The 17,699-nt window shown below is 70.1% G+C and carries 15 protein-coding genes, 1 pseudogene and 1 riboswitch; of the genes and pseudogenes, 8 read left to right on the top strand and 8 right to left on the bottom strand.

Annotated elements, in window-relative coordinates; translation table 11 throughout:
* Positions 1 to 278: 278 nt before the first annotated feature.
* The 3 genes and pseudogenes from ACIOJD_RS26445 to ACIOJD_RS26455 all read right to left on the bottom strand — a co-directional run.
* Complete coding sequence (locus ACIOJD_RS26445) at positions 279 to 1,316, bottom strand: 1-phosphofructokinase family hexose kinase (RefSeq protein ID WP_401918105.1); 1,038 nt, start codon at positions 1,314 to 1,316, stop codon at positions 279 to 281.
* Between the two features lie 187 nt (positions 1,317 to 1,503).
* Positions 1,504 to 2,658 (bottom strand): N-acetylglucosamine-6-phosphate deacetylase, encoded by a 1,155-nt coding sequence (gene nagA / locus ACIOJD_RS26450; protein ID WP_401918106.1) that lies wholly within the window; start codon positions 2,656 to 2,658, stop codon positions 1,504 to 1,506.
* Positions 2,659 to 2,882: 224 nt separating this feature from the next.
* A pseudogene (locus ACIOJD_RS26455) lies at positions 2,883 to 3,755 on the bottom strand (ROK family protein); the annotation flags it as partial.
* 266 nt (positions 3,756 to 4,021) lie between these two features.
* Here ACIOJD_RS26455 and ACIOJD_RS26460 point away from each other — a divergent pair.
* Positions 4,022 to 5,248, top strand: coding sequence for an ABC transporter substrate-binding protein (locus tag ACIOJD_RS26460; protein WP_401918107.1), 1,227 nt, complete (start codon positions 4,022 to 4,024; stop codon positions 5,246 to 5,248).
* 102 nt (positions 5,249 to 5,350) lie between these two features.
* Positions 5,351 to 5,668: a DUF3263 domain-containing protein gene (locus ACIOJD_RS26465; protein WP_401918816.1), complete on the top strand. Its 318-nt coding sequence runs from the start codon at positions 5,351 to 5,353 to the stop codon at positions 5,666 to 5,668.
* Between the two features lie 15 nt (positions 5,669 to 5,683).
* Here ACIOJD_RS26465 and ACIOJD_RS26470 read toward each other — a convergent pair whose 3' ends face one another.
* The gene (locus tag ACIOJD_RS26470) at positions 5,684 to 6,268 is read right to left on the bottom strand and encodes a MarR family winged helix-turn-helix transcriptional regulator (protein ID WP_401918108.1); all 585 of its coding nucleotides are present in this window, start codon (positions 6,266 to 6,268) and stop codon (positions 5,684 to 5,686) included.
* 157 nt (positions 6,269 to 6,425) lie between these two features.
* Here ACIOJD_RS26470 and ACIOJD_RS26475 point away from each other — a divergent pair, with 157 nt between their 5' ends.
* Both ACIOJD_RS26475 and otsB read left to right on the top strand, forming a co-directional pair.
* Entirely contained in the window at positions 6,426 to 7,622 is a 1,197-nt protein-coding gene (locus ACIOJD_RS26475) for an FAD-dependent monooxygenase (RefSeq protein ID WP_401918109.1), read from the top strand.
* 106 nt (positions 7,623 to 7,728) lie between these two features.
* Positions 7,729 to 8,574, top strand: a complete 846-nt coding sequence (gene otsB / locus ACIOJD_RS26480) for a trehalose-phosphatase (RefSeq protein WP_401918111.1) — start codon at positions 7,729 to 7,731, stop codon at positions 8,572 to 8,574.
* A gap of 247 nt (positions 8,575 to 8,821) precedes the next feature.
* Here otsB and ACIOJD_RS26485 read toward each other — a convergent pair whose 3' ends face one another.
* Positions 8,822 to 10,267, bottom strand: a complete 1,446-nt coding sequence (locus ACIOJD_RS26485; protein ID WP_401918113.1) for a trehalose-6-phosphate synthase — start codon at positions 10,265 to 10,267, stop codon at positions 8,822 to 8,824.
* A gap of 109 nt (positions 10,268 to 10,376) precedes the next feature.
* Positions 10,377 to 11,411 carry a glucosyl-3-phosphoglycerate synthase gene (locus ACIOJD_RS26490; RefSeq protein WP_401918818.1) on the bottom strand — a complete coding sequence of 345 codons (1,035 nt, stop codon included), beginning with the start codon at positions 11,409 to 11,411 and terminating at the stop codon, positions 10,377 to 10,379.
* Between the two features lie 166 nt (positions 11,412 to 11,577).
* Positions 11,578 to 11,708, top strand: a riboswitch (SAM riboswitch).
* 17 nt (positions 11,709 to 11,725) lie between these two features.
* Between ACIOJD_RS26490 and thrC the strand changes: the two genes are divergently transcribed.
* The 4 genes from thrC (at position 11,726) to groL (ending at position 16,008) form a co-directional block, all read left to right on the top strand.
* A complete protein-coding gene (thrC, locus tag ACIOJD_RS26495; RefSeq protein ID WP_401918115.1) occupies positions 11,726 to 13,030 on the top strand; it encodes a threonine synthase in 1,305 nt (434 codons plus the stop codon).
* 79 nt (positions 13,031 to 13,109) lie between these two features.
* Complete coding sequence (locus ACIOJD_RS26500; protein WP_401918116.1) at positions 13,110 to 13,385, top strand: ubiquitin-like small modifier protein 1; 276 nt, start codon at positions 13,110 to 13,112, stop codon at positions 13,383 to 13,385.
* A 371-nt stretch (positions 13,386 to 13,756) separates the two neighbouring features.
* On the top strand, positions 13,757 to 13,960 hold the full coding sequence (locus ACIOJD_RS26505; protein WP_005315736.1) for a cold-shock protein: 204 nt from the start codon (positions 13,757 to 13,759) through the stop codon (positions 13,958 to 13,960).
* A gap of 422 nt (positions 13,961 to 14,382) precedes the next feature.
* A complete protein-coding gene (gene groL, locus ACIOJD_RS26510; protein ID WP_401884731.1) occupies positions 14,383 to 16,008 on the top strand; it encodes a chaperonin GroEL in 1,626 nt (541 codons plus the stop codon).
* Between the two features lie 93 nt (positions 16,009 to 16,101).
* On the opposite strand, the gene ACIOJD_RS26515 is transcribed toward groL, so the two are convergent.
* Both ACIOJD_RS26515 and ACIOJD_RS26520 read right to left on the bottom strand, forming a co-directional pair.
* Positions 16,102 to 16,461, bottom strand: a complete 360-nt coding sequence (locus ACIOJD_RS26515) for a hypothetical protein (protein WP_401918118.1) — start codon at positions 16,459 to 16,461, stop codon at positions 16,102 to 16,104.
* Positions 16,458 to 17,363 (bottom strand): hypothetical protein, encoded by a 906-nt coding sequence (locus ACIOJD_RS26520; RefSeq protein WP_401918119.1) that lies wholly within the window; start codon positions 17,361 to 17,363, stop codon positions 16,458 to 16,460. The genes ACIOJD_RS26515 and ACIOJD_RS26520 overlap by 4 nt, the downstream gene beginning before the upstream one ends.
* Positions 17,364 to 17,699 lie beyond the last annotated feature (336 nt).

The following is a 17,699-nucleotide window of genomic DNA, read 5'->3' on the forward strand; positions in this document are numbered from 1 at the left end:
TGGCCGAGGGGGAAGTGTGGTCGGCGATGTGGCTGAAATTGCGATCCGGTCAAAATGTATTCGATGCAGTCGTTGAGTTTTGTGTTCCGACCGTGCGGGTAGTGTTGCCGTTTTTCAGGAATACCCGGCCGGACTACGTTCGGTGCAATCAGTTGCGGAGTTATTCACACCGTCGACCGATGAGGTCCCCGGCCCCGCTCGCGGTTGTCCTGGTTGTCGCGGCCGTCATGACCGCGTGATTGTTCTGAACGTCCGTGCTGTTCCGGTGCTCCCGGGTTTCATGCCGCCGGGTGTTCCGTCACCGTGATGCGCGGCAGTAACTCCTCGTACGCCTCGGCGTCGAAGTCGCCCGCCGTCGGGGACAGGACCGTCGCCATGGACAGTGCCACCGCGCGGGTCAGCCGGGCCGGCCAGGGGAGGTGTTCCACCAGGCCCGAGAGCAGCCCGGCCACCGCCGAGTCGCCCGCGCCGGTGGGGTTGCCCTTCGCGGGGGAGGGCGGGGTCGCCTGCCAGACGCCGTCCTTGGTGGCCGCGAGGATGCCGTCCGGGCCGAGTGAGGCGACGACGGCGTGGGCGCCCCGGCGGCGGGCGTCGTGGCTGGCGCGCAGGGGCTCGCGGGAGCCGGTGAGTCCGGCCAGTTCGTCGGCGTTCGGCTTGACCAGGTCGGGACGGGCCGCGATGCCCCGGCGTAAAGGTTCGCCGCTGGTGTCGAGCAGTACGGGGACGCCGGCGCCGCGCGCCCGGCGGATCAGCTCGGCGTACGCCCCGACCTGGATACCGGGCGGCAGGCTGCCGCACAGGGCCACGGCGTCGGCGCCGGTGAGCAGCCGGTCGTAACTGCCGAGGAAGGTCGTCCACTCGGCGGCCGAGACGAGCGGGCCCGGTTCGTTGAGCTGGGTGGTGTCGCCGGTTCTCTCGTCGACGACGGCGATGGTCCGGCGGGTCGCCCCGGCGATCGGTACGAGCGCGTCGACCGGTCGCGTGGGTGCGGCCGGGGCGCTCCGGCCGCCTGCCGAGCCTGCCCGGCCGCCGGGTCTCGTACGGGCGTGCCCGGATCCCGTACGGCCTGCCGAGCCCGCCCGGCCGCCGGCCGTGCACCCGCCCAGTAACTCCCGCACCACATCGCCCGTACGGCCGCCCGCGAACCCCGTCACCACCGTCTCGTGGCCCAGCGCCGCCAGCACGCGCGCGACATTGAGGCCCTTGCCGCCGGCGCGTTCGACGACATCGCCGACGCGGTGCGTGGCGTGCGGGATCAGCTCGGGCGTCCGGTACGTGATGTCCAGCGCGGTATTGAGCGTGACCGTCAGAATCATCCGTCGCACCCCTGGGGAAAGCGCTGTCGGCCGATTATCGAAACGATCATGTCAAAAAGAAGGCGGTTGGCCCAGCCCCCGGGCCGACCGCCTTCGTACGGACTCGCCCCGGGGAGGACACGTGCCGTACGCGTCCAGTACAAGCCCTGTACCCGCTCCGTACCCAGGACCTCACCCCACCTGAGAGTCAGCTCACCCGGGGGTCGACCACCCAATCGCCCTTGTACAGCACGCCCTTGACCGCGAAACCGGCGTCCAGCACCACCAGGTCCGCGTCCTTGCCCGGTTCCAGCGAACCGATCCTGTCGTACATGCCCAGCAGCTTCGCCGGGTTGACGCAGATCGCCTGGACGATGTCCTCCACCGGCAGCCCGTCCACCGTCGCCGCCCGTCTGAAGGCCGTGTCCTGGGTCAGCGTGGAGCCCGCGATCGAGCCGCCCTCCACCAGCCGGGCGACGCCTTCCCTGACCTCGACGGCGAGCGGGCCGAGTTGGTACCGCCCGTCGCCGAAGCCCGCCGCGTCCATCGCGTCCGTGATGAACGCCACGCGCCCCGCGCCCGCGCGGTGGAACGCCAACTCCAGTGCGGCCGGGTGCAGATGCGTACCGTCGTTGATCAGCTCGACCGTGACCCGCTCGTCCTCCAGCAGCGCGGCGATCGGCCCCGGTGCCCGGTGCCCGAGCGGCGGCATCGCGTTGAAGAGGTGCGTCGCCACGGTCGCGCCCGCGTCGATGGCCTCGACGGTCTGCTCGTACGTCGCGTCCGTGTGCCCGATCGCCGCGATCACGCCGTGCTCCGCCAGCAGCCGTACGGACTCGACGCCGCCCGGCAGTTCGGTGGCGAGCGTGACCATCCTGGCCGTACCGCGCGCCGCGTCGACCAGTTTGCGCACCTCGGCCGGGTCGGGATGGCGCAGCAGCGCCTCGCTGTGCGCGCCCTTGCGGCAGGGGGAGATGAACGGGCCCTCGAAGTGGATGCCCGCCAGATCGCCCTGCTCGACCAGTTCGGAGAGGAACCCGGCGCGGTGCGCGAGGAAGTCCATCTCGCCGGTGACGGTCGAGGCGACGAGCGTGGTGGTGCCGTGCTCCCGATGCGTACGGACGCCCTTGAGGACGTCCTCCACCGAGCCGGAGGTGAACGAGGCCCCGCCGCCACCGTGGTTGTGCGTGTCCACGAAGCCGGGGACGACCCAGTGTCCCGAGAGATCCAGCGCGACGGCGTCGGCCGGGGCGGCGCCGGCGATGCGGCGCCCTTCGACGATCACCCGCCCGCCGTCCACGGTTCCGGTGGGCAGGACCACCCGGGCACCGGTGAGAACGGTGCTTTCGGCGCGTGTGGCCATCAGGTGGTTACCTCCGTGGAGAGACGGTCGGAGTGGTCGGAACCGGCTGAACCGGCGGAACCGGCGGAACTGGTGGAACTGGCAGGACTGGTGGTGCCGGTGGAACTGGTAGTACCGGTGGTGCTGACGGAGCCCGCGCGGTGGTCCGGGCCACCCGGGCCCTCTGAGCCGTCTGGGCGGCCCCCGGTGCCGCCGTCCGGGCCGTGACCGGCGGCGGCCACGCCGAGCAGGTCCCAGGCCAGCAGACCGGCGCCCAGGCATCCCGCCGTGTCCCCGAGGGCCGCCGGGACGATCTCGGGGACTCTTTGGAACGTCACCCGAGCCTCGACCGCGGCCCGCAGGGGCGTGAACAATGTTTCCCCGGCCCCGGCCAGGCCGCCACCGATGATCAGCGTGCCGGGGTCCAGCAGGGTGAGCGCGGTGACCAGCCCGGCGGCGAGCGCGTCGACCGCGTCGAGCCAGATCCGTACGGCCACGGTGTCACCGCGGTCCACGGCCTTCGCGCAGTCGGCGGCGTCCGCCGACGGGTCGCCGCTCGCCGCGGCCCAGGCGCGGGTCACGGCCGCCGCCGAGGCGAGCGTCTCCAGACAACCGCGCTGCCCGCAGCCGCACTCGGGACCGTCCGGGCGGACCACGACATGGCCGATCTCGCCCGCCGATCCGTGCGCGCCGGCCTCTATGGCGCCGCCGATACCGATGGCCCCGGCGATCCCGGTGCCCAGCGGGACGAACAGGAACCGGTCGGCGCCCCGGCCCGCGCCCAGCCGCCCCTCGGCGAGGCCGCCGGTGCGTACGTCGTGCCCGAGCGCGACCGGTACGCCCCCGAGCCGCTCGCCGAGCAGGTCGCGCATCGGTACGTCGCGCCAGCCGAGGTTGGCGGCGTACAGCGCGATGCCGTGCTCCGCGTCGACGATCCCCGGGACGGCGACCCCGGCTGCGACGGCGCTCTCGCCCAACTGCCCGATGCCGTACGCGCGCAGGTCGGCGGCGAAGCCGAGGACGCCCTCCACGACGGCTTCCGGGCCGCGCTCCCGGCCGGTCGCCCGCCGTGCCTCGTACAGCAGCGTGCCGTCCGCCGCGACGAGGGCGGCCTTCATGCCGGTGCCGCCCACATCCAGGGCGATGACGTGTCTCACGGGGACAGTGTCGCGCGTAGACCCGGGAGAGGTCTAGTCCACTGTTCCCTATTTGTTGGACCGGGTGGCGTAACGTGCGTTGCTGAAGCGAAACCGGCCCCCTGTGGACCGCACCGCTCCGGATGAGACAAAATCTCAACTTCGTTGAGGTAGTGAGATCAAGAGCGGGGATCTGAGCAGTGCGACAGCGTTCTTTGAGTGTGACCGCGGCGATATCTGCACTGGGCATGACAATTGCGCTTGCCGGTTGCGGCAGCACAGGTGACTCCGGGGACGTCACTCTCAAGCTGGTCGCCGCCGAGTACGGATCGAGTGCGGCCAACAGCACGGAGCGGTACTGGCTGGCGATGGTCGCGGAGTTCGAGTCCCGGAATCCGGGCATCAAGATCGACATCGACATCCGCCCGTTGAAGACCATCGACTCCGATGTCGCCAAGATGGTGAAGGAAGGCAGGGCCCCCGACATCGCGCAGGTCGGCTCCTACGCCGACTACGCCAAGAGCGGCAAGCTCTACACCGCCGACGAGGTCCTCTCCGTTCCCACCCAGGCGAATTTCCTCACCCAGCTCACCGAGGCCGGAACGGTCAACCGCATCCAGTACGGGGTGCCGTTCACCGCCTCCACCCGGCTGCTCTTCTACAACAAGAAGTTCTTCAGGGACGCCGGTCTGAGCGCCCCGAAGAACTGGGCGGACATCAAGAGCGCCGCTCAGGCCCTCAAGGGCCAGGGTGTGACCACGCCACTCGCGCTGCCGCTGGGGTCCGAGGAGGCGCAGACCGAGACCCTGATGTGGCTGCTGAGCGGCGAGGGCGGTTACACGGACACGGCGGACGGCTCGTACAGCCTCGACTCGTCGCAGAACATCCAGACCTTCTCGTGGCTGAAGGACCTTGTCGGGGAAGGGCTGACCGGCCCGATCGCCCCCAAGAACCTCGACCGCGCCACCGCCTTCCAGGCGTTCACCTCCGGCCAGGTCGGCATGCTGAACGGCAACCCGTCGCTGCTGGTGGCGGCCCAGGACCGGGGCGTCGACGTCGGTACGGTGCCGCTGCCCGGCGTCGTGGGCAAGGCCGAGTCGTCGATGGGCGTGGCCGACTGGGCGGTGGCCTTCAAGCAGAACGACCACCAGAACGAGATCACCAAGTTCATGGACTTCACGTTCGACGACCAGAACGTCCTGACCTTCGTGGGCAATTACGACCAACTGCCGGTCACCTACACGGCGAACGAGAAGATGTCGGCGAACCGGGCCTACCGGAACCTGACCAAGTTCCAGACACCGCTCAACAACTCCGAGCTCTTCCCGTACGACAAGACGTCCTGGTCGATCGTCAGCGAGAGCATCAGGAAGAACATCGGCAAGGCGGTCGCACCGGGTTCGAGCCCGGCGAACGTCCTCAGCGGGATCGCGCGGGACGCGCAGACCGCGGAGGCCGCCGAGTCCGCGGAGTAACGTACGGCTCCTATGACCGCGCACCCAGCCGGTCCCGGGGAGCCGAGCCCCCGGGACCTCGCACCGCAGAAGCCGGGCTCCGGAGCCCCGGCCCCGGCGCACGTGGCCTCCGCGGCCCCGGAGCCCGCGCACGCGGAGCCCGAGGCCCCGGCGCCCGCGGGCGCGCCGGATGCCGACGGCGTACGCCGCGGGCCCGGGGAGCTTTCCGAGCGGGATCGCGCCGTTCTCGCGGTGGAAGCCCGCGGCTGGCCGGGGCCCGGCGCCAAGGAGCGGGCCGTACGGGAACAGCTCGGCATCTCGCCGACCCGCTACTACCAGCTGCTCAACGCGCTGCTGGACGACCCCCGGGCCGCGGAGCACGATCCTGTGACGGTCAACAGGCTGCGAAGGGTCCGGCAGGCGAGGCGCGAGCGCCGCTGAGCCGGGGCCGGGTCATCACCGGGGCGCGCCTGCGCCGGACGGCGGCTGGTCGTCGAGGGCCGCGAGGTGGCCGGTGAGGTCGTCCGCGAAGCGCCCGAGGAGGCGGCCGAAGTTCTCGCGGTCCTGCTGGGGCCAGTCGGCGAGGGCGTCGGTGAACCATCCGATGATGGTCCGCATGTAGCGTCCGGCCGCCGCCGCGCCGTCGGGGGTCGCCTCGATGAGGCGGGCCCGCTGGTCATCGGGGTCCTTGACGCGCACGACCAGGCCGCGTCGCTCCAGCTCGTTCACCTGCCGGGTGACGTGCGGTCCGACGACCTGCATCCGCGCGGCGATCTCGCCGATCCGCAGTGGCCCGTCGGCCGTGTGCAGCGAGAGAAGCACCGACATCGCCGGCCGGTCCACGTGGATCGCGGCTGTCTCCATGGCGCGTTCGATCAGACGGCCGCGGTTCAGGACATTGCTGAGCTGCGTCAGCCGGGGGAGCACGGCCAGCACGTCCTGATCGCCGCTGCCGTCACTGCCGTCACTGCTCTTCCTGCTCTCACTGCCGTCGCTTCCGGCCCGTCCTGCGGCGGCCGGGTCCGGCTGCTGGCGATCCATGTCGGCTCCTCGTTTAAATACCTACGTTAGGTATATAGTCATCTCGGGTGGTGCGTTCGACCGGGGCGCGTCGCACCGTGAATAAAGGTACCTAAATTACGTATCCGTCATGTGTCCGGCAGGGCTGCTCCGAGCCCGGCCGGGAGAAGGAGTATCCATGAACACGGCAACCGGTCGGTCGGTCCTCATCTCCGGCGCCAGCATCGCGGGACCCACGCTGGCCTACTGGCTCCACCAGTACGGCTTCCAGGTCACGGTCGTGGAGAAGGCCGGCGCGATACGCGGCGGCGGCTACCCCATCGACATCCGCGGCACCGCGCTGGAGGTGGTCACGCGCATGGGCCTGCTCCCACGGCTCCAAGCCGCGCACGTCGACAGCCGTCTGATCACTTTCCTGAACGCCGACGGCGGCCCGGTGGCCTCCGTCAGGCCCGAGGCCATCACCGGCGGCGTCGAGGGCCGCGACCTCGAAGTACGCCGCGGGGACCTCACCGACGCCCTCCACGACGCCGCCCGCCAGGACGTCGAGTTCCTCTTCGACGACTCCATCGCCACCCTCCACGACCACGACGGCGGTGTGGACGTGACCTTCCGCGGCGGCGCCCGGCGCACCTTCGACCTGGTCATCGGCGCCGACGGACTCCACTCCCACACCAGGGGCCTGGCCTTCGGCCCCGAGGAGCGGTACCACCGCTACCTCGGCTACTGCTTCGCCGGATTCACCATGCCCAACCACCTCGGCCTCTCCCACGAGGGCGTGACGTGGAACGTCCCGGGCAGGGCCGCGGTCCTCTACGCCGCAGGCGACGGCGACCAGGTCCACGCCTTCCTCAACTTCGCCCGCCCCGAACCGCCCTTCGAAGCGTTCCGCGACCCCGGCGCCCAGCGCGATCTCGTCGCCGCGCTCTTCCCCGACGACCAGTGGGAGATCCCCCGCATGGTCGACGCCCTGCGCACCGCCGACGACCTGTTCTTCGACACCGTCAGCCAGATCCATATGCCCCGGTGGTCCACCGGCCGCGTCGCTCTCGTGGGCGACGCCGCCCACGCCACCTCGTTCATCTCGGGGCAGGGATCGAGCCTGGCCCTGGTGAGCGCCTATGTCCTGGCCGGCGAACTGGCCTCCCACGGCAGTCACACGGCCGCCTTCGCCGCGTACGAGGACCGGACACGGGAGTTCGCCGAGCAGAACCAGGCGCTCGCCACCGCCGGGGGCGCCACCCTGCTTCCCCGCACCGCCGACGAACTGGCCCAGCGCGACCACGCCCTGCGCGACCCCGCCCTCCTCCCCGACGACCGGGGACGGGCCGTCCACTCCGCGCTCACCCTCCCCTCCTACGCGGACGTCACGTAACAAACGGCCCGGCGTCATCCGGCCGTTTCCGAGGAGAGGGGTCCTTCACACCCTCGTGACAGCCGTCCGCACCCCGCGCACAGGGATCCCCGATAGGCTCGGGGCCATGGGCAGCAGTCATCCGCATCCCCTGCCGAATCCGACCACTTCCGCCGGCGCCGACGGCCTGGCCGCGTTCCTGGCCCGGCCCGGGAAAGCCGTCGTCGCCCTCGACTTCGACGGCACCCTCGCCGAGATCGTCCCCGACCCCGAACAGGCCCGCGCCCATCCGCGCACCCTCCCCGCCCTGGCCGCGCTGGCGCCACGCGTCGCGTCCGTCGCGGTGATCACCGGCCGTCCGGCCGGGGTGGCCGTACGGTACGGCGGCTTCGCCGGAGTGCCGGGGCTGGACCACCTCGTCGTCCTCGGCCACTACGGTGCCGAGCGCTGGGACGCCGTCAGCGGCACGGTCAAGGCCCCCGCCGCCCACGAGGGCGTGGCATCGGTCCGCGCCGAACTCCCCGGTTTCCTCGACCGGATCGGCGCCTGGCGCGGCACCTGGATCGAGGAGAAGGGCCGCGCGGTCGCCGTCCACACCCGCCGCTCCTCCGACCCGCAGGCCGCCTTCGAAGCCCTGCGCGACCCCCTGAACGAACTGGCCGCCCGCCACGGCCTGATCGTCGAACCGGGCCGCATGGTCCTCGAACTGCGCCCGCCCGGCATGGACAAGGGCGTGGCACTGACCGAGTACGTACGCGAGGTCGGCGCCGAAACGATCCTCTACGCGGGCGACGACCTGGGCGACCTCCCGGCCTACGCGGCGGTCGAGAAACTCCGCTCGGACGGCCACCCGGGCCTGCTCGTGTGCAGCGGCGCCGAAGTCCCCGAAATCGCGGACCGCGCCGACCTCGTACTCCCGGGCCCGGCGGCGCTGGCGGACTTCCTGGCGACGCTGGCGGCGACGGCGAGCTAAGCGGTCGGCTGCCACCGGGCCGCAGACGGGGAACCGGCGGGAGGGGGCCGGGGTCGCAGGAGGTGACGTGTCCGGACGTAAAGCGTGATGTGTGGCGTACGGCAACCCGCACCCGGAAAACCAACCCGCACGCGGCGTAAATCATGCAGTCCGGACATGCTCCTCCGGAGGCCCCGGCGCCCGCGCCCACCAGGCACCCGCAACGGCACCCGCACCCACCACAAGCGTCACCGCACCCCCCGGGAGGCTACGCGCGCAAGGCCGTCAGCTGGTCCAGGAACCACTGCTGCGGCGGGAGCGCCGTCGCCGTCGCCGCCAAGCGCTTCGAGCGTTCCGCGCGTTCCTCCGCCGGCATGTTCAGGCCCTCGTGCAGCGCCGCCGCCGTCGCCGTGATGTCGTACGGGTTCACCACCAGCGCGTCCTCGCCCATCTCCTCGTACGCGCCCGCCTCCCGCGACAGCACCAGCGCGCAGCCGCGCTCCGAGATGACGGGGATCTCCTTCGCGACCAGGTTCATGCCGTCGCGGATCGGGTTGACCAGGGCCACGTCCGCCAGGCGGTACGCGGCCAGGGAGCGGGCGAAGTCGTCCTGGACGTGGAGGATGACCGGGAGCCAGTCCGGGGTGCCGAATTCGGCGTTGATCTCGTCGGCCACGCGCTGCACCTCGGCGGTGTAGTCGCGGTAGATCTTCAGGTCCTGCCGGGACGGGTAGGCGAACGCGATGTGGACGACGCGCTCGCGCCATTCGGGACGGTCGGTCAGCAGCTGACGGTAGGCGTGCAGGCCTCGGACGATGTTCTTCGACAGTTCCGTACGGTCCACCCGGACGATGACCTTCCGGTCCGCGCCCCGGTCCGCGCCCGCGTCCGTTCCCGGTCCGCCCCCGATCTGCTCGCGCAGCGCGGCCAGACGCTCGTCCACGTCCGGGCGGTGCGCCCGCTCGCGCAGGAAGTCGGCGTCGGCGCCCAGGCCGTGCACGCCGATACGGGTGTTGCCGGTCCCGCCCAGCAGCTCCGTACAGCAGGCCGTGAAGGCGTTCGCCCACCGCTGGGTCAGGAAGGCCGCCCGGTCCGCGCCGAGGATGCCGCGCAGCAGCTGGCGCGCGATGTCGTCGGGCAGCATCCGGAAGTAGTCGACGGGCGCCCACGGCGTGTGCGAGAAGTGTCCGATCCGCAGATCGGGCCGGAGTGCCCGGAGCATTCCGGGCACCAGCGCCAGGTGGTAGTCCTGCACCAGCACGGCCGCGCCCTCGCCCGCCTCGTCGGCCAGCGCCTCGGCGAAGGCGCGGTTGTACGTCTCGTACGACGCCCACTGCGCGCGGAACTCCGGGCCGAAGGACGGCTCCAGCGGGGTCTGGTAGAGCAGGTGGTGGACGAACCAGAGCGTGGAGTTGGCGACCCCGTTGTAGGCGTCGGCGAACACGTCCGGCGCGATGCCCAGCATGCGGACGCGCTGTCCGCCCGTGTCGGCGGTGTCGAGCCGGCCGCCCGTGCGCCGTACGGCCTCCCGGTCGCCGTCCCCGAGCGCCGCGCACACCCACACCGCGTCCGTATCGGGCCCGATGGCCGACAGGCCGGACACCAGCCCGCCTCCGCCCCGCTTCGCGGTCAGCTCACCGTCGTCACGCAGCGTGAACGAGACCGGGCCGCGGTTGGACGCGACGAGAACCTGGGCGGCTTGCTCTGAGGCCATGTGCCGAAACCTAGCCCGTCCGGGAAACGCTCAAACGTACGGGCGCTGCCCGGTGCGCGTGAGTCCGCCCATACGGCGCCGGGCCCGCGCCCGAGCAGTGGCGTACTCCCTACGCCGCGCGCCCGGCCGTGTACTCCGCGATCTCCCTCACCGGCGGCCGTTCCTCCGTGTCCACGGAATGCGTACGCGGTACGAAACCGTCCTCGCCCCGCTCGAACTGCGTCAACACCGGACGTATCAAGTGCCCACGGGACAACCGGAGTTGAGCCGTACGGTAGATCGCCGCGGCCATCCGCCCCAGCGCCCGGTCGTCCTGGTGGCGGTGGACCCGTACGCCCACGTCGACCTGCGCCATCGCGTCCAGCCCCACCGTGTGCAGCGTGTCCACCAGCAGCCCCAGCTCCACGCCGTAGCCGACGGGGAACGGCAGCCGCTCCAGCAGCGAGCGCCGAGCCGCGTACTCCCCGCCCAGGGGCTGTACGAAGCCGGCCAGCTGCGGCCAGTGCAGATTGAGCAGAGGCCGTGCCATCAGCTCGGTCACCCGCCCGCCCTGCCCGTTCGCAACCCCCGCGGAACCCGGAGAACCCGGAGAACCCGGAGAACCCGGAGAACCCGGAGAACCCGGAGAACCCGAGGAAGCGGGGGAACCCGGCCCGCCCAGCGGCCGGTCGTACATCGCCTTCACGAAGTGCACGTCCTGATCCGTGAGCAGCGGCCCCACGATCCCGGACACGAAGTCCGGCGAGAACCGCTTCAGATCGGCATCCACGAAGCACACGATGTCACCGCTCGTCACCAGCAGCGACCGCCACAGCACCTCGCCCTTGCCCGGGAGCGCGGGCAGCCGGGGCAGGATGCCGTCCCGGTGCACCACCCGCGCGCCCGCCGCCCCGGCGACCTCGGACGTACGGTCGGTGGAACCCGAATCGATCACTACCAGTTCATCGACGAGCGCCACCCTCTCCATCAGCTCGCGCCGGATGACGGAGACGATCTCGCCAACCGTTTCCTCCTCGTTCAGCGCAGGCAGCACCACGCTCACCGTGGTGCCGCGCGCGGCTTTCGCCGCCAGAAGCCGGTCGAGCGTACGGTCAGCCGCTGACCAGGAACGCCTGGTCAGCCAGTGCTCCACCTCTTCCAGCACGATCGAAACTCCCTGAGCGTGTGCCATGAACGTGATCCATCTCGCGGTGCGGACGACTAGCTCCACCCTCCGCCCCTTCGGTTACAGTCTTGAACAACGCGTATGACCACCGCATGCCGGGGTCATCACGCCAAAAACGCATCGGATCCAGGTTCCGGTGCCATAGCGCTCATCCAGAGGGACTGAGGGAACGGCCCGTTGAAGTCCCGGCAACCCTCCCGCCGACCATGCAGAGGTCACGGTGGGGAAGGTGCCAATTCCGTCTTGTGGCGAAGTACGTCGCGAGGAAGATGAGGAGAAAGGGCCTCGCCTCCATGGCTGTGCAGACTGTCCCCAACGACAACACCGACGCGAACAACGAAGCGTCCGTCGATCTCGGACCCGCCGCCGCCCTCTCGTGCCGCGAATGCGGAGAGCGTTTCGACCTCGGTCCCATTTTCGCCTGCGCCAGCTGTTTCGGGCCGCTCGAAGTCGCGTACGACCTGCCGAGCGGCAGCCCCGAAGAGCTGAAGAAGCGCATCGCGGAGGGCCCGGACAACATCTGGCGCTACGCCCCGCTGCTGCCCGTACCGGCCGATGTGGCCACGAAGCCGAACATCAACCCCGGCTTCACCAAGCTCGTCAAGGCCGACAACCTGGCCCGTGAGCTGGGTGTCACCGGTTCCCTGCACATCAAGGACGACTCCGGCAACCCGACGCACTCCTTCAAGGACCGCGTCGTCGCCATCGCCGTCGAAGCCGCCCGCGTCTTCGGCTTCACCACGCTCTCCTGCTCCTCCACGGGCAACCTGGCCGGCGCCGTCGGCGCCGCCGCCGCCCGTGCCGGCTTCCGCTCCTGCGTGTTCATCCCGCACGACCTGGAGCAGGGCAAGGTCGTCATGGCCGCCGTCTACGGCGGTGAGCTGGTCGGCATCGAGGGCAACTACGACGACGTGAACCGGTTCTGCTCCGAGCTCATCGGCGACCCGCTGGGCGAGGGCTGGGGCTTCGTCAACGTCAACCTCCGCCCGTACTACGGCGAGGGCTCCAAGACCCTCGCGTACGAGATCTGCGAGCAGCTCGGCTGGCAGCTGCCGGACCAGCTGGTCATCCCGATCGCCTCCGGATCGCAGCTGACGAAGATCGACAAGGGTCTTCAGGAGCTGATCAAGCTGGGCCTGGTCGAGGACAAGCCGTACAAGATCTTCGGCGCGCAGGCCGAGGGCTGCTCCCCGGTGTCCACCGCCTTCAAGGCGGGCCACGATGTCGTACGGCCGCAGAAGCCGGCCACCATCGCCAAGTCCCTGGCGATCGGCAACCCGGCCGACGGCCCGTACGTCCTGGACATCGCCCGCCGCACCGGCGGCGCGGTCGAGGACGTCGACGACGAGCAGATCGTGGACGCGATCAAGCTGCTGGCGCGCACCGAGGGGATCTTCGCGGAGACGGCGGGCGGTGTGACCGTCGGCGTGACGAAGAAGCTGATCGAAGCCGGTCTGCTCGACCCGACGCTGACGACCGTGGTCCTCAACACCGGCGACGGGCTCAAGACGCTGGACGCCGTGGCACCGACGACCGGGCCTTCGGCGACCATCCGCCCGAGCCTGGACGCGTTCCGCGCCGCCGGTCTGGCCCACTGAGCGCCGGCGCCGTTCGCCGCCGGCCACCTTCGTGGCCGCGCCCCCGCACTCGCACCTCGTACTGAAGAAAGGCCCCACCATGAGCGTCAAGGTCCGCATCCCCACCATCCTCCGTACGTACACCGGTGGCCAGGCCGAGGTCGCGGCCGAGGGCGCGACCCTCTCCGAGGTCATCCAGTCCCTGGAGAAGGACCACCCCGGCATCGCCGCCCGCGTCCTGGACGACCAGGGCAAGCTGCGCCGCTTCGTGAACGTGTACGTCAACGACGACGACGTCCGCTTCGAGCAGGGCCTGGAGACCGCCACCCCGGACGGCGCCGGCGTCTCGATCATCCCGGCGGTCGCCGGAGGCTGACCCGACGCCTCCTGGCGCGGTGTCGCACCACCGGAATGGCCCTCTCCGCACGAGAAGCGGAGGGGGCCATTCTGAATGGTTGAGCACGGTAGAGTATGGGAACGCCCCCATTTTTCTCGCCCCGAGCGCAATCGAGAACGCGACAACATCGGGGTGAAGTCCTGGTGCCCTTTGTGCCGTACGTGCACTTTGCCCGGCCCGACTTGCCCCGGAACGCAGTGAATTGATCACTATGCGTGTTCAGCCATGCCCGGATTTCTCGTCCGATTGACCTGTTGCAGAGGGCAGTTGGGCGGATACATTCAGCCGCGGTCGACGCGTTACGGCGCGAAGTGTGGCCCTCCCGAGGGCCAGTACTAGGGGAGTTAGGCATGGCTCAGGGCACCGTCAAGTGGTTCAACGCGGAGAAGGGCTACGGCTTCATCGCGGTAGACGGTGGTGCGGATGTTTTCGTCCACTACAGCGCGATTCAGATGGACGGCTACCGCACCCTTGAAGAAGGTCAGCGAGTGGAGTTCGAGATCTCGCAGGGCCAGAAGGGTCCGCAGGCGGACATGGTCAAGCTCGCCGTCTGATCCCGGCGCGATCGGCCACCGACGCACTCACGCCGAGGGGTCCGTATCCCAGCACATGGGGTACGGACCCCTCGTGCGTTCCCGTCCCGGTTCCCGGCCCCGCGTGCCGAGCCCCCGCGCCCCAACGATGCCTCTGCGAGGCGCTTGCGCCCACCCGTCGCCCGGCCACCACCCCTCGACGATGCCTCTGCGAGGCGCTTGCACTCTCGGGGGTCGAGTGCTAATTATTGGTTAGCACTCTGCAAGTGAGAGTGACAACTTAAGGACCGGGTCGGTGAGGCCCGAAGAGCCGGTGGAGCAAGGAACCACAGGCTCTCAGGCCGTCCGTCGCGGGCGCCAGCGCGGTCCGGAGCAATCCTTCCCCAAGCTCTCAGCTCAACTCGAGCAGGGGAGACCCCATCTGTCCGGGAGGACCACTTCACATGGCCAAGATCATCGCGTTCGACGAGGAGGCACGGCGCGGTCTCGAGCGCGGGATGAACCAGCTCGCCGACGCCGTCAAGGTCACCCTTGGTCCCAAGGGGCGCAACGTCGTCCTTGAGAAGAAGTGGGGCGCCCCCACGATCACCAACGATGGTGTTTCCATCGCCAAGGAGATCGAGCTCGAGGACCCGTACGAGAAGATCGGCGCCGAGCTGGTCAAGGAAGTCGCCAAGAAGACGGACGACGTCGCCGGCGACGGTACGACCACCGCGACCGTGCTCGCCCAGGCTCTCGTCCGTGAGGGCCTGCGCAACGTGGCCGCCGGCGCCAACCCGATGGCCCTCAAGCGCGGCATCGAGAAGGCCGTCGAGGCCGTCTCCGGCGCCCTGCTGGAGCAGGCCAAGGACGTGGAGACCAAGGAGCAGATCGCTTCGACCGCCTCCATCTCCGCCGCCGACACCCAGATCGGCGAGCTCATCGCCGAGGCGATGGACAAGGTCGGCAAGGAAGGCGTCATCACCGTCGAGGAGTCCCAGACCTTCGGTCTGGAGCTGGAGCTCACCGAGGGTATGCGCTTCGACAAGGGCTACATCTCGGCGTACTTCGCCACCGACATGGAGCGTATGGAGGCGTCCCTGGACGACCCGTACATCCTGATCGTCAACTCCAAGATCGGCAACGTGAAGGACCTCCTTCCGCTGCTGGAGAAGGTCATGCAGTCGGGCAAGCCCCTGCTGATCATCGCGGAGGACGTCGAGGGCGAGGCGCTGTCGACCCTGGTCGTCAACAAGATCCGTGGCACCTTCAAGTCCGTCGCCGTCAAGGCCCCGGGCTTCGGTGACCGCCGCAAGGCCATGCTCAACGACATCGCCATCCTCACCGGTGGCACGGTCATCTCCGAGGAGGTCGGCCTCAAGCTCGAGAACGCCGGCCTGGACCTGCTGGGCCGCGCCCGCAAGGTCGTCATCACCAAGGACGAGACCACCATCGTCGACGGTGCCGGTGACAGCGACCAGGTCGCCGGTCGCGTGAACCAGATCCGCGCCGAGATCGAGAACAGCGACTCGGACTACGACCGCGAGAAGCTCCAGGAGCGCCTCGCGAAGCTGGCCGGCGGCGTGGCCGTCATCAAGGCCGGTGCCGCGACCGAGGTCGAGCTGAAGGAGCGCAAGCACCGCATCGAGGACGCGGTGCGCAACGCCAAGGCCGCCGTCGAGGAGGGCATCGTCGCCGGTGGTGGCGTGGCTCTGCTCCAGGCGTCCTCGGTCTTCGAGAAGCTGGAGCTCGAAGGCGACGAGGCCACCGGTGCGCAGGCCGTCAAGCTCGCGCTGGAGGCCCCGCTCAAGCAGATCGCCGTCAACGGTGGTCTTGAGGGCGGCGTCGTCGTGGAGAAGGTCCGCAACCTGACGGTCGGTCACGGCCTGAACGCTGCGACCGGCGAGTACGTCGACATGATCGCCGAGGGCATCATCGACCCCGCGAAGGTGACCCGTTCCGCTCTGCAGAACGCGGCCTCCATCGCGGCGCTGTTCCTCACCACCGAGGCTGTTATCGCCGACAAGCCGGAGAAGGCCGGCGCGGCCCCGGCCGGCGGCGGCATGCCGGGCGGTGACATGGACTTCTGAGCCTGACGGCTCGGACCTGGTCCATGGTCTGAAGTGACCGAGGGCGGTACCCCTGTTACGGGGGTGCCGCCTTCGGGCGTTTCGGCGGCTTCGTCAGCGGGTGTAGTCCTTGAGCTTCTCGGTTTCCAGGGTGATCAGGACCGGGTCCGGGAGCTTGACCGTGGCGCCGAGCGCATGCAAGGTGCGGCTCTCGTATACGCCTTCTCGCGGATCGCTGTACAGCACGAGTTCTTCCGTGTCGCGGTCGATGAGCAGCTCCGGACGCTGCCGCATGCACTGCGTCAACAGCCACATGATCATGGCCTTATGGAGCTGGTCAGACATGGGCTTGACCTCGACCCTTCCATTGATGAACTCGAACTTCACCGTCTCGGGGGCTGTACGGGCGACCTGCTCGAAGTCCTCGGTGGACATTTGGGCGCGCCGAGCAGTGCTGGGGGACTGAACGGTCATACGCGAGTCCTTTCGGGTGGGCGGACAACGGGGCGGACGGCCGCGCGGGCCTCGGCGGCCAGGGTGCGGACCTGGGTGGGTGGGAGTGCGGTGGTACGGGGTGCGGGGGCCGGTTCGCCACGGCAGGGGGCGCACTCGCCGTCCAGAAGTGCCTCGGGGCGCCCGGGGACGCCGCACTTCGCGCACTCCAGGACGCGCAGCGCCGGGCGGGGGACGCGGATCGGCTCGGGCGGGAGCTTGGACGTCAGCCGGGAGCGGGCGAGCGAGGCCGCGTGGTGGACGGGGACGGGGAGTCCGGCGGTGAGGGCGTTCAGGACGTCCTTCTCGGTGGCGCCCCGCTCGAACCAGGCGGCGGCCAGCGGCTCCAGGGCCACGCAGTCGGCGGCGGACAGCGACATGGCGGGCACGCTGCGGCCGAGCGCGGCGAGCAGGATGAAGGCGCGGGAGCGGGTGGGGGCCGGGGCTTGTGTTGGCGGCCGAGGTGACGGGGCGGTCCCGTCCGGCACCGTGCCTGAACTCCCGTCCCGTACGTCGCCCGCGCTCTCGTCCGGGACGGCGCCCGAAGTGAACGCCGCCCACCAGTCGTTGCCGCGCGCGGTCCGGGAGAACCACGTCCGTGTCACCCAGAGCGCGCTGCCCGAGCCGGTCAAGTGCTCTCTGCCGCGCCGCAGATGACCGGCGGTCTGGATGTGGCGCAGGGCGGTACGCAGGGCGCACTGGCCGTACGGGAGCAGTTTGGCGAGGGCCTTCACCGACATGTCCGTACCGTCCGGAAGCCGGTCGATGAACGCGGCGACGGCCGCCTCGCGGGGCGGAAGGTGCGCGAAATCGGTTGCTGTACGGGGCAGTTGGCCGGGTGTCGAACGCTTGCCGTAGCCGGGGCTGGCCATCGGGTGGGACATCGGCGGAGGTACGTGCGCGGGGCGCGGGGCGGCACTAGGCTGGGTGACAGCCATGGGATCGCCTTTCGTGTAGGCGTTGATCTTGTTGGTCAGGCCCTCGCAGGTGTTTGGCGCACCGGCGGGGGCTGATTTGTTGCGCGGGCTTGCTCGAACCCTGGTTTCTGGTTCTCGTCCCGTGGGCACGCTAGAGCGTCGCAACCCTGCGTGGCAAGCCGGTCACGAAAAGTCAACAGCCGGGGCAGGGAGGGTGGGTGGGTTGAAACCCTCCTACCGATCCTCACAAAGAGGGCTCGGAGCGCGGGGCTTGAGCCCCGGGGGTCCGACGGGCGGGGCGAT

This window comes from Streptomyces sp. NPDC088116 (assembly GCF_044741745.1).
GTDB lineage: Bacteria > Actinomycetota > Actinomycetes > Streptomycetales > Streptomycetaceae > Streptomyces.

Bases quoted from the DNA above. Each gene is read 5' to 3' on its own strand.
- ACIOJD_RS26445 (WP_401918105.1), bottom strand. From the start codon at position 1,316: ATGATTCTGACGGTCACGCTCAATACCGCGCTGGACATCACGTACCGG.
- nagA (WP_401918106.1), bottom strand. From the start codon at position 2,658: ATGGCCACACGCGCCGAAAGCACCGTTCTCACCGGTGCCCGGGTGGTC.
- ACIOJD_RS26460 (WP_401918107.1), top strand. From the start codon at position 4,022: ATGACAATTGCGCTTGCCGGTTGCGGCAGCACAGGTGACTCCGGGGAC.
- ACIOJD_RS26470 (WP_401918108.1), bottom strand. From the start codon at position 6,268: ATGGATCGCCAGCAGCCGGACCCGGCCGCCGCAGGACGGGCCGGAAGC.
- ACIOJD_RS26475 (WP_401918109.1), top strand. From the start codon at position 6,426: ATGAACACGGCAACCGGTCGGTCGGTCCTCATCTCCGGCGCCAGCATC.
- otsB (WP_401918111.1), top strand. From the start codon at position 7,729: ATGGGCAGCAGTCATCCGCATCCCCTGCCGAATCCGACCACTTCCGCC.
- ACIOJD_RS26485 (WP_401918113.1), bottom strand. From the start codon at position 10,267: ATGGCCTCAGAGCAAGCCGCCCAGGTTCTCGTCGCGTCCAACCGCGGC.
- thrC (WP_401918115.1), top strand. From the start codon at position 11,726: ATGGCTGTGCAGACTGTCCCCAACGACAACACCGACGCGAACAACGAA.
- ACIOJD_RS26500 (WP_401918116.1), top strand. From the start codon at position 13,110: ATGAGCGTCAAGGTCCGCATCCCCACCATCCTCCGTACGTACACCGGT.
- ACIOJD_RS26505 (WP_005315736.1), top strand. From the start codon at position 13,757: ATGGCTCAGGGCACCGTCAAGTGGTTCAACGCGGAGAAGGGCTACGGC.
- groL (WP_401884731.1), top strand. From the start codon at position 14,383: ATGGCCAAGATCATCGCGTTCGACGAGGAGGCACGGCGCGGTCTCGAG.
- ACIOJD_RS26515 (WP_401918118.1), bottom strand. From the start codon at position 16,461: ATGACCGTTCAGTCCCCCAGCACTGCTCGGCGCGCCCAAATGTCCACC.
- ACIOJD_RS26520 (WP_401918119.1), bottom strand. From the start codon at position 17,363: ATGTCCCACCCGATGGCCAGCCCCGGCTACGGCAAGCGTTCGACACCC.